We start from the raw sequence: 14,628 nt of genomic DNA, 5'->3' as shown, positions 1-14,628 counted from the left end.
CAGGTCGCCCGGCACGATAGAAATAAGCGCTCTGCGCCAGACGGGGCAGGGTATTGGCGGACAGTTAGGGGGACTTCTGCGGACAGTCGACAAACCCTGTGCTAACTTCCTTCGACATAACCGGTAACAAAAATAACAATCAAGCATGATCCGGAATGTCAGCCCACATGAACGTAAAAGTCCAAGACCCGACCTTTGAACTGGCGCTGGTGTCGCCATTTCTCCTGCAAACCCTCGCTGAAGTCGCGCAGAACAAAGGCGTCGAGCCCGAGAGCCTGTGCCGTGGCCTGGGTTTTACCCTTGAAGATCTGCAGGACCCGACGCAGCGGATTTCCTATCGTCAGGCCGTAGCGATGATTCAACGCGCGCTCAAAGTCCTGCCGAACCAAGGGTTGGGCTTGTGGGTCGGCGCCCAGAACGTACTTGGCACACTGGGGTTGCTCGGGCACGTGCTTTCACTGTGCAAAACCTTGCGCGATGCGTTTGCCGTGGGGATTCGCCATCAACACACCTCGGGCGGGATTGTGGTTTCCAGCGTCGATGTGGTCGGTGATCAGGTGCATCTCGATGCCGAATGTCGCCTGCCGTTTGCCGATGTGCAGGTGTTCGCAGTCGAGGAGTTTTTCGCCAGTTTGCTGGTGTACGGCCGCGCACTGGCCGGCGCCGATTTCAAACCGATCGCTGTGGAATTCGTGCATGCGGCGCCGGATTACCTCAGTGAATATAAGCGTCTGCTTGGGCCGCAAGTGCGCTTTGGATGCCTGCACAATCGCATGCTGATTGATGTGCAATGGCTGGACGTCAGCCTGCCCAATCATCATTCACTGGCGTTGCGTCAGGCTGTCGCGTTGCTGGAGCTGGAAGCGGCGCAGGTGCACCAGAAAATCGACCTGATTCAAGCCGTGGAGCGTGCGATAGCCCGCGACCTGAGCCGGGGCAGTCATATCGAAAAGATAGCCGGCGACCTGAACATGAGCAGCCGCACATTGCGCCGGCGCCTGACCGAGCATGCACTGACCTTTGAAGCGTTGCTGGAACAAGTGCGGCAGGCGCGGACGATGAGTCTGCTGGCCAATCCGGACATGCCGATCGAGCGGATCACCGAAGAGGTCGGCTACAGCGATGTGCGCAGCTTTCGCCGGGCGTTCAAACGCTGGACGGGGCTGAGCCCGAGTGCGTGGCGCGTCGAGACCAGCATGACGCTTTAGGAGATCCAAAGATCGCAAGTTCCTACCGAGGTTCGTGTAGGAGCTGCCGAAGGCTGCGATCTTTAGATCTTGCTTCAACCACACAAACTGTCTGGCTACAGGTAAACTCCGCGCACTTTTTCAAGGAGTTCACATGAGTCACTACCAGCCGGGCATTCTCGCCACCCCTGTTCCGTTGCAAGCACGTCATCTGTTTTTCGCTCTGGCGTCGGTTGAAGCCTTGCCGCAGGCGATCGACAACCTGCTGAACCTGGTGGATGGCAAGTCGGCGGTGGTCGGTTTCGGTGAGTCCCTGACCAAGGCCCTCAACGTAGAGATTGCCGGTCTGCGCAGTTTCCCGGCCATGAGCGGCGTGGGCGTGAACAACCCGTCCACCCAGCATGCGCTGTGGGTCTGGCTGCACGGTGTTGACCGTGGTGATCTGCTCAATCGCTGCAACGCCGTCGAAGCGGCGCTGGCCCCGGCCTTGCGTCTGGTAGAAATGCAGGAAGCCTTCCGCCACAAGGAAGGTCACGACCTGACCGGCTACGAAGATGGCACCGAAAACCCTCATGACGAAGCCGCTGTTGCTGCCGCGTTGCAAAGCGAAGGCGCTGAAGGCCTGGTCGGTGGCAGTTTCGCCGCGATCCAGCAGTGGCAGCACGACCTCAAGGGGTTCCACAAACTGTCTGCCGACGACAAAGACAACATCATGGGTCGTCGCTTGAGCGATAACGAAGAGATCGACGACGCGCCGGTGTCCGCTCACGTCAAACGCACCGCGCAGGAAAGCTTCGCACCTGAAGCGTTCGTCGTGCGTCGCTCGATGCCGTGGATCGAAGGTGATCGCGCCGGGCTGATGTTCCTCGCGTTCGGTTTCTCGCTGGATGCCTTCGAAGCGCAATTGCGGCGCATGAGCGGTCTGGAAGATGGCATCGCCGATGGCTTGTACCGCATCAGCCGGCCGATCACCGGCGGCTATTACTGGTGCCCGCCGCTCAAGGACGGCCATCTTGATCTGCGCGCCTTGCGCATCGGCTGATTCTGCAAAAGGACTAAAGATGAACGTGGTGCGCTGGGGCATGATCGGTTGCGGCAGTGTCGCGGAACGCAAAAGCGGGCCGGCCTTCTACAAGGCGCCCGGTTCCGCGCTGGTGGCGGTGATGGGCCGACGCCTTGAAGCCGTCAGTGATTACGCAGCGCGCCACGGTATCGCTCGGGTTTACACCGACGTCGATGCACTCATCAACGATCCCGAGGTGGACGCGGTGTACATCGCCACGCCGCCCGACAGCCACCGCGATTACAGTCTGAAAGTCGCCGCCGCCGGCAAACATTGCTGCGTGGAAAAGCCCATGGCACTCAACGCCGGGCAAAGCCGCGAGATGCAGCAGGCGTTTGCCGACGCCGGTTTGCATCTGTTCGTTTCCTACTATCGTCGCTCGTTGCCGCGCTTTGCGCAGGTGCGGCAATGGCTCGAACAGGGGCGGATCGGCGAAGTGCGGCATTTGAGCTGGACGCTGACCAAGGCACCGTCGGCGGCCGATCTGGATGGCCGTGACAACTGGCGCACCGACCCGGCGGTGGCGGGTGGCGGTTACTTCGCAGATTTGGCCAGCCACGGTTTCGACCTGTTCCAGTATTTGCTCGGCGACATCGTCGAGGTCGCCGGCTTCACCGCGCAGCAGGCCGGGTTGTACGCGGCGGAAGACGCGGTCAGCGCCAGTTGGCGCTTTGCTTGCGGGGCGCTGGGCATGGGCTGCTGGAGTTTTGTTGCCGATCGGCGCGAGGATCGGGTCGAGATCATCGGCAGCCTCGGTCGGATCAGCTTTTCAGTGTTTGATGAGCATCCGGTCGAGCTGCATGCCGATGAGCAGATCAGCCTGGACATTGCCCATCACGAACACATTCAGTGGCATCACGTGCTGGGCATGAATGCGCATATTCGTGGTGAATCAGAGCATCCGGCGATGGCCGAACAGGCCGTCAAGACCGACTGGGTCATGGACCAGATCCTCAAGCGCTAAGATCAAAAGATCGCAGCCTTCGGCAGCTCCTACATGGGAATGCATTTCAAACTGTAGGAGCTGCCGAAGGCTGCGATCTTTTGATCCTGAAACCTGCATCTAAGGTTATGCCCATTCGGTATTTCTCAACCTTGTCATAACGTCTCTAAGATCACGTCATAACTCGTTATAACAAGTGATCCCGTGATGTCCGATAACGTTCTGTCTCTATCAAGTGTCCCGCTGCACACCCAACTGCGCGACGTCCTGCGCGCCCGCATCCTCGACGGCGAATACCCGCAAGACAGCCAGATGCCCTCCGAAAGCGAGCTCGGTGGGCTGTTCAAAGTCAGCCGCATCACCGTGCGCCAGGCACTGGGCGATCTGCAAAAGGAAGGGCTGATCTTCAAGATCCACGGCAAGGGCACCTTCGTCGCCAAGCCGAAAACCTTTCAGAACGTCAGCAGCCTGCAAGGCCTCGCCGAATCCATGACCGGGCGTGGCTACGAGGTGATCAACCGCCTGCGTAGCTTCAAATTCATCCCGGCGGACAAGCGTGTCGCCGAGCGTTTGCAGGTCGCCGAGGGCGAAACCGTGGCGCAGATCAAACGTGTACGGCTGATCAATCGCGAGCCGATCTCGCTGGAAATCACCTACCTGCCCAAAGCCATCGGCGAACGGCTGGAGAAGGCTGATCTGGTCACCCGCGACATCTTTCTGATTCTCGAAAACGACTGCGGCATCGCCCTCGGCCATGCCGACCTGGCCATCGACGCGGTGCTCGCCGACAGCGACCTGACACAGGCACTCAACGTCGAAGCCGGCTCGCCGATCATGCGCATCGAGCGCCTGACTCACGACGCGCAGGGTCAGCCGCTGGACTTCGAACACCTTTACTACCGTGGCGATGCGTTCCAGTACCGCTTGCGGATCGACCGGCAAAAAGGGGAGCAGGCATGACACGCAGCACGCTTGAGCAGGAATACGACATCGTCGTGATTGGCGGCGGCACGGCCGGCCCGATGGCGGCGATCAAGGCCAAAGAGAAGAACCGCGATCTGCGCGTGTTGCTGGTCGACAAGGCCAACGTCAAACGCAGCGGCGCTATCAGCATGGGTATGGACGGCCTGAACAACGCGATCATCCCCGGCCACTCGACGCCTGAGCAATACACCAAGGAAATCACCATCGCCAATGACGGCATCGTCAATCAGGCAGCGGTGTACGCCTACGCGACGCACAGCTTCGAAACCATCGAACAGCTTGACCGCTGGGGCGTGAAATTCGAGAAGGACGAAACCGGCGATTACGCGGTGAAAAAAGTCCACCACATGGGCGCCTATGTGTTGCCGATGCCGGAAGGGCACGACATCAAAAAGGTTCTGTATCGCCAGTTGAAGCGCGCGCGAGTGAGCATCACCAATCGGCTGGTCTGCACGCGGTTGCTGACTGATGAGGAGGGCGCGGTCAACGGCGTGATGGGCTTCGACTGCCGCACCGCCGACTTCCATGTGATCAAGGCCAAGGCTGTAATCCTCGCGTGTGGCGCTGCTGGTCGCCTGGGTCTGCCGTCCTCCGGTTACCTGATGGGCACCTACGAAAACCCGACCAACGCTGGCGACGGTTACGCGATGGCCTATCACGCCGGGGCCGAACTGGCGAATCTGGAATGCTTCCAGATCAACCCGCTGATCAAGGATTACAACGGTCCGGCTTGCGCCTACGTGACCGGCCCGCTGGGTGGCTACACCGCAAACAACAAGGGCGAACGCTTCATCGAATGCGACTACTGGAGCGGGCAGATGATGTGGGAGTTCCACCAGGAACTGGAAAGCGGCAACGGCCCGGTGTTCCTCAAACTCGATCACCTGGCCGAGGAAACCATCCAGAACATCGAGGAGATTTTGCACAGCAACGAACGCCCGAGTCGCGGTCAGTTCCACGCCAATCGCGGCACCGACTACCGCACGCAAATGGTCGAGATGCACATCTCCGAGATCGGTTTTTGCAGCGGCCATTCGGCGTCCGGCGTGTGGGTCAACGAGCGTGCCGAGACTTCGGTGAAAGGCTTGTATTCCGCCGGGGACATGGCAGCGGTGCCGCACAACTACATGCTTGGCGCGTTCACCTACGGCTGGTTTGCCGGGCACAACGCGGCCGATTTTGTTGCCGGGCGCGAGTTCTCTGCGCTGGATACCGGGCAGATCGAGAAAGAGAAAGCACGGGTCTACGCTCCGCTGGATCGCGAACACGGTCTGCCGCCGGCTCAGGTCGAATACAAGCTGCGGCGCTTCGTCAACGACTACCTGCAACCGCCGAAAGTGACCAAAAAAATGCAGATCGGCTTGCAGCGCTTCAGCGACATCGAGCGTGATCTCGATCAGATGAAGGCCAACAACGCCCATGAACTGATGCGCGCGATGGAAACCAGCGTGATCCGCGACTGCGCCGAAATGGCTGCCCGCGCCTCGTTGTTCCGCGCCGAGAGTCGCTGGGGTCTGTACCACTATCGGGTCGATCACCCGCAGCGCAATGACGCTGACTGGTTCTGCCATTGCCACCTGAAGAAGGGCGATGACGGTCAGATGACCAGTTTCAAGAAAGCCGTCGAGCCCTACATCATCCCGCTCGATGCCGAGGAAATGCAGGCTTACGACCGCTTGCGGGTTGGCGCCTTCGCCGCGTGACGCATCATTAAAAGAGAGCCCGAACCATGGCCTATCAAGCTCAGGAAATCTTCTTCCGCTCCAATGCCCCCGTCACCGTGGACGAGGACAAATGCATCGCCGACAAGGGCTGCACCGTGTGTGTCGATGTCTGTCCGATGGACTTGCTGGCGATCAACCCGGCCACGCAAAAGGCTTACATGGCGTTCGATGAGTGCTGGTATTGCATGCCGTGTGAAAAGGATTGCCCGACGGGTGCGGTGAAAGTCGATATCCCCTATCTCCTGCGTTGACTGACAGGGCCTCATCGCTGGCAAGCCAGCTCTCACAGGGATTTGCAGTGGGACACAGATTTCGCAACACCAGAGAAACCTGTGGGAGCTGGCTTGCCAGCGATGAGGCCGGCCCAGTCAACCAAAGCCATCCGGAAACCCCGGACGCTGGATTCAACAACACCCCTCGTTTCCCACCGCGCCCTGATCGCGGCGGAGACGAACATCCTATAAATGATTCGAGGGGAAACACTCATGTTGCGTGCAGCAATCGCCGGTCTGGTACTGGCTTCGTTCACCCTGTCGGCCTCGGCCGAAACCATCCGCATCGCCATCGGTACCCAGGACACCACCATCAACTGCGCCGCCGGTGGGTTGTTGATCCGTGAGCTCGGATTGCTCGAAAAATACCTGCCCCACGACGGCGTCTACAAGGACGCCAAATACGACGTGCAATGGAAAAACTTCACCAGCGGCGCGCCGCTGACCAACGAGATGGTCGCGGGCAAACTCGACTTCGGCGCCATGGCCGATTTCCCCGGCGCGTTCAACGGTGTGGCGTTCGAAACGGCCGGCAAACACAGCCTGTTCATCAGCGTGCTGTCGGGCAGCATCAAGGGCAGCGGCAACGGTATCGTTGTGCCGAGCGCGTCCGGCGTGCAGTCGCTGAGCGAACTCAAGGGCAAGACCATTTCGGTTCCGTTCGCTTCGACGGCCCACGGCATGTTGTTGCGTGCGGTGGCGGAACAGGGCTGGGATCCGCTCAAGGATGTGAACATCATCGCCCAGCCGCCGGAAGTCGCCGGCTCCGCGTTGCAGGCCGGCAAGATCGACGCCCACGCCGATTTCGTGCCGTTTGCCGAGTTGTTCCCCAGCCGTGGTTTCGCTCGCAAGATCTACGACGGCGCCCAGGCCAATGCGCCGACCTTCCACGGTGCGCTGGTGGATCAGGCCTACGCGAAAAAACACCCGCAGATCGTCGTCGCCTACCTGCGCGCGAGCATCGAGGCCAATCAACTGCTGGCCGCCGAACCGGAGAAGTACAGCGAACTGATCGCCAAAGTCACCGGCGTCGATGCCGAGGTCAATTACCTGTTCCACGGCCCGCTCGGCGTGCAGACCCGCGACCTCAGCTGGAAGCCGGAATATCGCCAGGCGGTGGGTACGGCCATTGATACCTTGAAGCTCCTGAAGAAGGCCGATCGTGGTCTCGATTTGAACACCTTCATCGACGATCAATACATCCGCGCGGCGTTCAAGGCGTCAAATCTGGATTACACCGCGCAGTTGGCCAACTACGCGCAGACGCCGCTGAAGAATGTGGATGCGATCAGCGGCAAGGCCATCACTGACTTCAGCCATGTCGCCGAAATCTGGGTGCGTGGCGAAGACAAGGTGCGCCAGTACGCCTCCGCCGAATCTGCCTTCACCGCGTTGGCCGGATTGAAGCAGGACGGCAAAACCATTCGTGCGGTGTATGCGCAGGCGAGTGACAGCGGGATCAAGTTGCTGGCCGATCAGGCGTGGTTTGCCAGCGATGCCAAGGGCCGTTTGAGCGCGTTTCTGCTCAAGGGGCAGGCGCAGCAATTTGCAGCGGCGCAGGGCGGCAAGGTTTTCGACTTCACCGACGCCACGACCCAGGCCGTAGCCACCCGTTAACAGCACGACACCGCTTCCCTGTAGGAGCTGCCGAAGGCTCGGGCCGCGATCGGACGATCTTTTGATCTTGATTTGAAAAAAAGGTCAAAAGATCGCAGCCTTCGGCAGCTCCTACAGGGGATCTCGGGTGGAGGAATAACTGTGTACCGATCATTTTCTCGCTGGGTTTCAAGATCCGCCTCACTGCTGCTCTGCCTCATATTCTGGCAACTCGCCGCGAGCCATCACTGGAACCTCGGCCTGGTCACTTTCGCCAACGTCCCCACGCCATTGGCCGTGATTGAAGCCGTGCTGGGCCTGGGCGACTCCGGCAAGCTGCTGCAACACCTGACCGCGAGCCTCGGCCGCGTGTTTGCCGGCTACCTCGCCGCGCTGGTGGTCGGCATTGCCCTGGGCCTGGCCATCGGCCGCTCGAAATGGGCCGAAGACTTGCTGTTGCCACCACTGGAAGTGCTGCGCCCGATCCCGGCCGTGGCGTGGATTCCGTTGGCGATCCTGATGTTCCCGTCGTCCGAGTTGTCGATGGTCTTCATCACCTTCACCGGCGCACTGTTCCCGATCCTGCTCAACACCGTGCACGGCGTTGAAGGCGTCGATCCACGCTTGATCGCCTCAGCGAAAAGCCTTGGGGCAGGGCGCCGGGCGATCCTGCTCGAAGTCATTCTGCCGGGCGCTGCACCGAGCATCATCACCGGCCTCGCGATCGGCATGGGCACTTCATGGTTTTGCCTGGTGACGGCGGAAATGATCTCCGGCCAGTTCGGCATCGGTTACTACACCTGGGAGTCCTACACCATCCAGAACTACGCCGACATCGTCGTCGGCATGTTGCTGATCGGTGTGTTGGGCATGGGCAGCAGTCTGTTGATCAAACGTCTGGGCGGCTTGTTCACGCCTTGGCATCGACCGCGAGGAAAAGCCTGATGAGCGTGATGCAAACCCCCGAAGGGCGGATCGACATTCGTCAGTTGTCGATCGTCCTCGGCGAAGGCCGCGAAGCATTCGAAGCGGTGCAGGGCCTCGATTGCCAGATCGAACCTGGCCAGTTCGTGTGCATTCTCGGCCCGTCCGGTTGCGGTAAGTCGACCCTGCTCGGCGCCTTGGCCGGGCACTTGAAGGCGCATGCCGGCAGCCTGAAGGTCGATGGCGGCGCGGTGTCCGGCCCTTCGCCACAGCGTGGCATGGTGTTCCAGCATCACACACTGTTCCCGTGGCGCACGGTGCGCGACAACGTCGCTTTCGGCCTGAAAATGCGTGGCATCGGCAAGGCCGAGCGTCATCGCGCCGCTGATGAAATTCTTCAACTGGTCGGCCTCGACGGCTTCGCCGAGCGCTGGCCCGATCAACTCTCTGGCGGCATGCAGCAACGGGTGGAAATCGCCCGGGTGCTGGTCAATCGCCCGCGGCTGTTGCTGATGGACGAGCCGTTTGGCGCGCTCGATGCGCTGACCCGATTGAACATGCAAGAGCTGCTGCTGAACATCTGGACACGGATTCGCACCACCGTGGTGTTTGTCACCCATGACATCGATGAGGCGCTATTCCTCGCCGATCGCTTGCTGGTGATGAGCGCGCGGCCGGGACGAATCATCGAAGATCTGCGCCTCGACTTCGCCCGACCACGCACCAGCGAACTGGTCACCAGCGCTGAATTCTCCCGACTCAAGCGCCACTGCCTCGACCTGCTGCGCCATGACGACGACCGACCGCTGCCGCGCCTCAATCCGCTCGGCCTGCCGCCCGAAAACCCTTTGCCGAGATTTGCCCTGTGACCTCTATTTTTGCTATGACCGAGAACCCTGAAATCCTTGCCCTGCAACCACGCCTGACCGCTGCAGACGCCGGTGTGCGGCGCATTGCGCTGATTGAGCTGGCGGATCTGGAAGAACCGGATGGTTTGCTCTGGCTGGTCGAGCGACTGTCCGAGGATCCCGCTGAAGAGGTGCGTGCTGAAGCGGCGCGTCTGCTGGAGGCTTGGGAGGACGAACCGGTGGTTGCTGCCTTGTGCCAGGCGCTGACCGATCCATCGCCCGCCGTGCAATCTGCCGCTGCGCAAAGTCTGAGTTTGCTCAAGACCGAAGCGGCCGGGCGGGTGATTCTGCCGTGGACCGATCATGCTGAAGTCAGCGTACGCAATGCCGCGTTTCGGGCCCTGCGCGAACTGCGATTTGCCGATGCTGCGCCCGCTGCCGTCGCGGCGCTGAATGATGCCGATGCCAACGTGCGCCGCGAGGCCGTGGGCGTGCTCGGCTGGCTCAAGCAACTCGACGCGCTACCGGCATTGGCCCGATTGGCCAGTGCTGACCCGGACACCGAAGTGCGCCGCGCTGCCACCGGTGCGCTCGGCCTGGCGTCCAGCGCTGAAGTCCTGCCAGCGCTGCGTCAGGCCTTGCAGGACAACGCCTGGCAAGTGCGCGAAGAAGCCGCAACCACCTTGGGCAAAGTCGGCCACAGCGACGCCGGCCCGGCATTGATCGAAGCCTTGAGCGACGACTATTGGCAAGTGCGTTTACGCGCCACCCGCAGCCTCGGCCGCTTGCGTTTTGGCCCGGCGCTGGACGCTTTGATCGATACTCTCGGGCATCGCATCAGCAACCTGCGCAAGGAAGCCGCATTGGCCTTGGGTGAGTTGAATGATCGTGGCGCAGTGGCTGCGTTGCAGGCGGCGCAGGATGACGGCGATCCGGAAGTGCGCAAAGCAGTGCGGATTGCCTTGAGTCAGTTGCAATGAATCCGCTGGCGATCGGTAACTCGCAGAGCGAGCAAATCCTGCGCCTGAGTTGGCCGGACGGGCGCGAATCGCTGCTCGCTCACGCCGAACTGCGCCGCCAGTGCCCCTGCTCGCAGTGCCGTGCGTTTCGCCTGCGCGGCTCGGCGCCTCTGGTGGACGAGCGAGTACGTATCATCGAACTCAACCCGCAGGGTTACGGCGTGCAACTGGTATTCAGCGATGGTCATCAACGCGGCATCTACCCGTGGACCTACCTGGCACAACTCACCCCTTGAACTAAATCTGCACGGGCTTACACGGCAAAAACTCACCCCCTTGAACCAAATACTGCATGGGCTTACCTGGCAAAAACTCACCCCTGTAGGAGCTGCCGAAGGCTGCGATCTTTTGATTTTGATTTTTAAGAGCAAGATCAAAAGATCGCAGCCTTCGGCAGCTCCTACAGGAGGGGCGTTGGGTCAGAAAGACTTGCTCACGCTGGCAACCACCGTCGCCGTGCACACATCCTTGAAGCCCCAGTTGCTCAGGCACTGGGTTTGCGACAGATCAGTGTCGATATAGCTCAACCCCAACACCACCCCGGCCAGATTATGGGTGAGCTTGACCTCCCATTCCCGGTACGACTCTTCGCCCTCACCGGAGGCCGAGTACAGATGCGGGTCCTTGAAATCCATATTGCCGTAACGCAACTTCAGCCCTGAATCGAACGGCAACTCGGTTTCATAACTGACATAGCTGTAAAGCGAACTCTGCTGGCTGTCGAGCCCCGGCGCATCGCTGGAGTAATACGCCGCGAGCTTCATCCCGTAAGCGCCAATAATCCCGTAAACCTCGCTCTGGTTGAACTGACTTTCCTTGGGATAGGCGTACTTGATGTAACCCAGATCCAGGCTGACATCCTCGGTGGCCTGCCACAGCCAGCCGCCGTAGTAATCGACTTCCTGACGGGTTTTCAGACCGCCGCCGTAATCGACGTTGGAACTCCAGGCGCCGAGGTACAGGCCGCTGCTGTGAGCCAGGGTCAGCCCGGCTTGTAGCGCCGGGTCGTTCTGGGTTTGCGAGATGCCGCGGGTGCGGTAATCAGTGGCCAGATTGATATCCACCAGCAGCGCAAAGTCATCGTTCAAAGGGATCGCAAAGCTGCTCAAGGGCAGCGAACTCAAGGAAACGAGGGCGAACAAAGGCAAGGCTTTCATGTGAAGTCCCGATGTTGTGATTGTTATGGGGGCAGGAGGTAAACCTGTAGGAGCTGCCGCAGGCTGCGATCTTTTGATCTTGTTTTTTACAATCAACATCAAAAGATCGCAGCCTGCGGCAGCTCCTACACGGGGAATCGGTTTGTTATGGGGTGGCGGTATAGACCTGACGTCCGCCGAACCAGGTTTGCAGCACTTGGGTGTCGTGCAGGGCCTTGTCGTCGACGCTGAACACATCGCGATCCAACACGATGAAGTCAGCCTGTTTGCCCGGCGTCAGCGAGCCGATCTGCTTGTCCAGACCGAGGGTGCGCGCCGCGTTGGCGGTGTAGGCGTAGAACATGGTTTCGCGGTCCAGACGCTCATCGGCGTTGAGCACACCCAGCGGACCGGTGCGGGTGATGGCCTGGGCCATGGCGTTGAACGGGCTTGGCGATGACACCGGCCAGTCGCTGGCGCCGGCAATCGTCGCGCCCTGTTTGAGCAGCGAATGCGCCGGGTACTGATAGCGGAAGGCGAGGGCGCTGACGTAGGGCTTGATCATCTCGGTGGTGTAGTCGTCGGCACTGGCCCACAACAGTTGCATCGAGGCGATCACGTTGAGCGGTTTGAAACGGGCAAACTCTTGCGGATTGACCATCTGCAGGTGAGTGATCGAGTGTGTCACGCCGCTCTGCCGGTCCTTGCGCGCCTGGGCGATGCCATTCAGCGATTCGCGCACCGCGCGGTCACCGATGGCGTGGATATGCACCAGCCAGCCACGCTGGTCGATGGCGCTGACCAGTTCACCGAAGTGCTGCGGATCGATCAGCAATTCACCCTGTTTGTGCGAGTTGCTGTAGGGGTCGATCATCGCCGCACTTTGCGCCGGGAATTCGATCACACCGTCAGCGAAGATCTTCACGCCGGGCAGGGTGAGGTTGGGGATGCCCTGAAATTGCTGGCGCACCTTGTCGAGGGTGTCGAGGTCGGCGGGCACGCTTTTCGAGTTGGCCACCAGCAGCGCGGCGACGTGGACGCTCATCTCGCCGCTCTCTGACAGCGCCTTGTAGGCCGGCAGCACACCGACGGTTTTCTCGGTGGGTTTGAGGGCGAAGACCGGCTCGCCCGGCGCGGCGTTGGCGGCGGGGTCCATCCACGCCGTGATGCCAAGGCTGTTGTTGTAGCGCACCGCGGATTTCGCCGCGTTGAGCATGGCGGCGGGGCTCGGCACCGGCATTTTCGAGGCCACCCGATCCCAACCGGCGTCCACGACAAAGCCGTTCGGCTCGCCATTGGCCAGTTTGCCAATCGTGTCTTTTTCCGCGTCCGGCAGGGTTTTCAGCAGCGCGGCGTCGATGCCCGCGCGTTTGAGCATGACGTTGTTCGCCCACGCGGTGTGGTGATCGCTACCGATGAACACCACTGGCACGTTGGCCCATTCGCCCTGATTGAAGGTTTTGCCCAGGGCCTCGGCCTGCGCCCAATACACCGAACTCATGCCGGCAATACTCAGCACATCGCCGTGCCGGGCCTTGCCGTCGTCACGCCAGGCGCGCAGGTTTTTTTCCAGCTCAGCGAGGGCGACGACTTCGTCTTCCATGTTCGCCGAGACCATTTCCAGGCCGCCGAATATCGCGTGGGAATGGCTATCGATGAGGCCGGGCATCAACGCTTTGCCTTGCAGATCGATGACTTTGGTGCCGGGTTCGATCAACGTCTTGATCTGCATGTCGCTGCCGACCTTCAATACTTTGCCGTTCTCCACGGCCAGCGCCTGCACCTTGGGTTGAGCGCGATCAGCGGTAAAAATCTTGCCGTTGACCAGCACCAGATCGGCAGCGGCCATGGCTTCCATCGAGGCAAAACTTACGGCAACCGCTAACAGCTTCGGGATGAATCTTTTCATTGAAGATTTCCTTGTTATTGCGTCTGATGGCCAGATTAGTGGCTGAGGCCGGCCGGCAGAACGCCTCCCGCACGAAAAACGTTTTTGCCTGAATGGAAAAAGCATGGACAAGTTAGGTGCATTGAAAATGTTCGTGGTCACTGCGCAACTCGGCAGTTTCAGTCGCGCCGCCGAACAGTTGGGCAAAACCCCGTCGGCGCTGACCAAAGCGGTCAATCATCTGGAGGCCGAACTCGGCGCTCGGCTGTTCGAACGCAGCACCCGGCGGATTTTGCTAACCGAGATCGGCCGGGTGTATCTGGAAACTGCGCGGCTGGTGTTGCAGCGACTGGACGAGGCCAGCGAGGAAATCGAGCAGTTGCAGCACGGCTTGCGCGGCAGCCTGAAAATCACCGCACCACTGGCGTACGGGCGGGCGTTTCTCGATCAGGTGTGTGACGGCTTTTTGCAGCAATACCCGCAGATCAGCCTGCAAGTGGATTTGTGCGACGAGTTCGTCAACCTGCTGGAAAGCGGGTACGACCTGGCGTTGCGCGAGGGCCATGACGACTTGCCGGGGTTGATCGCCCGCGTGGTCGGCAGCAATCGCTTGGCCCTGTGCGGCAGCCCTGAATACCTGGCGCGCAAGGGCTTGCCGGTCAACCCGCAGACCCTCGATCAGCATGAATGGCTGCTCTATAAGCATCCGTTGCTCAGCCGCGAATTCTGGTGGGCCGAGCGCAACGGCCAGCGCCTGAGCCTGGCACAACCCGCAACCCCTCGATTGCGCAGTGACAATTACGACTTGCTGCTGGCCAGTGCCCTGGCCGGGCGCGGTTTGCTGCACACGCCACTGTGGAGCGCCGCGCCCTACATTGCAGACGGGCGACTGGTGCGGGTCATGGACGACTATGAAATAGACCCCGACAGCTTTGGCCCGCACATTCTCGCGGTGTACCCAAGCCATCGCCGCGCCACGGCAAAAGTGGTGGCGTTCATCGACTACATCGCCGCTTTCCTCGCCGAGCGCGGCTTGAGCTGACT

14 protein-coding genes are annotated in these 14,628 nt (G+C 60.6%); 12 read left to right on the top strand and 2 right to left on the bottom strand.

From position 1 onward, the window contains the following. Positions 1-167 precede the first annotated feature (167 nt). From ACA061_RS15055 to ACA061_RS15005, 11 genes are all read left to right on the top strand, one after another. Positions 168-1,208: an AraC family transcriptional regulator gene (locus ACA061_RS15055; protein WP_497299515.1), complete on the top strand. Its 1,041-nt coding sequence runs from the start codon at positions 168-170 to the stop codon at positions 1,206-1,208. 133 nt (positions 1,209-1,341) lie between these two features. Next, entirely contained in the window at positions 1,342-2,229 is an 888-nt protein-coding gene (locus tag ACA061_RS15050) for a Dyp-type peroxidase (RefSeq protein WP_497299514.1), read from the top strand. 19 nt (positions 2,230-2,248) lie between these two features. Next, positions 2,249-3,214: a Gfo/Idh/MocA family protein gene (locus tag ACA061_RS15045; protein WP_497299513.1), complete on the top strand. Its 966-nt coding sequence runs from the start codon at positions 2,249-2,251 to the stop codon at positions 3,212-3,214. Between the two features lie 186 nt (positions 3,215-3,400). Continuing rightward, on the top strand, positions 3,401-4,153 hold the full coding sequence (locus tag ACA061_RS15040; RefSeq protein ID WP_497299512.1) for a GntR family transcriptional regulator: 753 nt from the start codon (positions 3,401-3,403) through the stop codon (positions 4,151-4,153). After that, positions 4,150-5,880: a fumarate reductase/succinate dehydrogenase flavoprotein subunit gene (locus ACA061_RS15035; protein ID WP_497299511.1), complete on the top strand. Its 1,731-nt coding sequence runs from the start codon at positions 4,150-4,152 to the stop codon at positions 5,878-5,880. Before ACA061_RS15040 ends, ACA061_RS15035 begins: the two co-directional genes overlap by 4 nt. Positions 5,881-5,906: 26 nt before the next feature. Then, positions 5,907-6,152, top strand: coding sequence for a 4Fe-4S dicluster domain-containing protein (locus tag ACA061_RS15030; RefSeq protein ID WP_042559450.1), 246 nt, complete (start codon positions 5,907-5,909; stop codon positions 6,150-6,152). A gap of 213 nt (positions 6,153-6,365) precedes the next feature. After that, entirely contained in the window at positions 6,366-7,790 is a 1,425-nt protein-coding gene (locus tag ACA061_RS15025; protein ID WP_497299510.1) for an ABC transporter substrate-binding protein, read from the top strand. Positions 7,791-7,931: 141 nt separating this feature from the next. After that, positions 7,932-8,714, top strand: a complete 783-nt coding sequence (locus ACA061_RS15020) for an ABC transporter permease (RefSeq protein WP_497299509.1) — start codon at positions 7,932-7,934, stop codon at positions 8,712-8,714. Next, entirely contained in the window at positions 8,714-9,562 is an 849-nt protein-coding gene (locus tag ACA061_RS15015) for an ABC transporter ATP-binding protein (RefSeq protein WP_150615420.1), read from the top strand. Before ACA061_RS15020 ends, ACA061_RS15015 begins: the two co-directional genes overlap by 1 nt. Then, the gene (locus ACA061_RS15010; protein WP_497299508.1) at positions 9,559-10,521 is read left to right on the top strand and encodes a HEAT repeat domain-containing protein; all 963 of its coding nucleotides are present in this window, start codon (positions 9,559-9,561) and stop codon (positions 10,519-10,521) included. The genes ACA061_RS15015 and ACA061_RS15010 overlap by 4 nt, the downstream gene beginning before the upstream one ends. After that, complete coding sequence (locus tag ACA061_RS15005; protein ID WP_150615422.1) at positions 10,518-10,796, top strand: DUF971 domain-containing protein; 279 nt, start codon at positions 10,518-10,520, stop codon at positions 10,794-10,796. Before ACA061_RS15010 ends, ACA061_RS15005 begins: the two co-directional genes overlap by 4 nt. 183 nt (positions 10,797-10,979) lie before the next feature. On the opposite strand, the gene ACA061_RS15000 is transcribed toward ACA061_RS15005, so the two are convergent. Together ACA061_RS15000 and ACA061_RS14995 are read right to left on the bottom strand one after the other, a co-directional pair. Next, positions 10,980-11,717: a TorF family putative porin gene (locus ACA061_RS15000; protein ID WP_497299507.1), complete on the bottom strand. Its 738-nt coding sequence runs from the start codon at positions 11,715-11,717 to the stop codon at positions 10,980-10,982. 145 nt (positions 11,718-11,862) lie between these two features. Then, positions 11,863-13,605 (bottom strand): amidohydrolase, encoded by a 1,743-nt coding sequence (locus ACA061_RS14995; RefSeq protein ID WP_497299506.1) that lies wholly within the window; start codon positions 13,603-13,605, stop codon positions 11,863-11,865. A gap of 103 nt (positions 13,606-13,708) precedes the next feature. On the opposite strand from ACA061_RS14995, the gene ACA061_RS14990 reads away from it, so the two are divergent. Then, entirely contained in the window at positions 13,709-14,626 is a 918-nt protein-coding gene (locus ACA061_RS14990; protein ID WP_497299505.1) for a LysR family transcriptional regulator, read from the top strand. The last annotated feature ends 2 nt before the right edge of the window (positions 14,627-14,628 follow it).

It is taken from the genome of Pseudomonas sp. LBUM1668, assembly GCF_059695715.1.
The sequence above is the reverse complement of the archived record's forward strand: the minus strand, read 5'-3'. Positions and strand labels throughout refer to the sequence as shown.

Bases quoted from the DNA above. Each gene is read 5' to 3' on its own strand.
- ACA061_RS15055 (WP_497299515.1), top strand. From the start codon at position 168: ATGAACGTAAAAGTCCAAGACCCGACCTTTGAACTGGCGCTGGTGTCG.
- ACA061_RS15050 (WP_497299514.1), top strand. From the start codon at position 1,342: ATGAGTCACTACCAGCCGGGCATTCTCGCCACCCCTGTTCCGTTGCAA.
- ACA061_RS15045 (WP_497299513.1), top strand. From the start codon at position 2,249: ATGAACGTGGTGCGCTGGGGCATGATCGGTTGCGGCAGTGTCGCGGAA.
- ACA061_RS15040 (WP_497299512.1), top strand. From the start codon at position 3,401: ATGTCCGATAACGTTCTGTCTCTATCAAGTGTCCCGCTGCACACCCAA.
- ACA061_RS15035 (WP_497299511.1), top strand. From the start codon at position 4,150: ATGACACGCAGCACGCTTGAGCAGGAATACGACATCGTCGTGATTGGC.
- ACA061_RS15030 (WP_042559450.1), top strand. From the start codon at position 5,907: ATGGCCTATCAAGCTCAGGAAATCTTCTTCCGCTCCAATGCCCCCGTC.
- ACA061_RS15025 (WP_497299510.1), top strand. From the start codon at position 6,366: ATGATTCGAGGGGAAACACTCATGTTGCGTGCAGCAATCGCCGGTCTG.
- ACA061_RS15015 (WP_150615420.1), top strand. From the start codon at position 8,714: ATGAGCGTGATGCAAACCCCCGAAGGGCGGATCGACATTCGTCAGTTG.
- ACA061_RS15005 (WP_150615422.1), top strand. From the start codon at position 10,518: ATGAATCCGCTGGCGATCGGTAACTCGCAGAGCGAGCAAATCCTGCGC.
- ACA061_RS15000 (WP_497299507.1), bottom strand. From the start codon at position 11,717: ATGAAAGCCTTGCCTTTGTTCGCCCTCGTTTCCTTGAGTTCGCTGCCC.
- ACA061_RS14995 (WP_497299506.1), bottom strand. From the start codon at position 13,605: ATGAAAAGATTCATCCCGAAGCTGTTAGCGGTTGCCGTAAGTTTTGCC.
- ACA061_RS14990 (WP_497299505.1), top strand. From the start codon at position 13,709: ATGGACAAGTTAGGTGCATTGAAAATGTTCGTGGTCACTGCGCAACTC.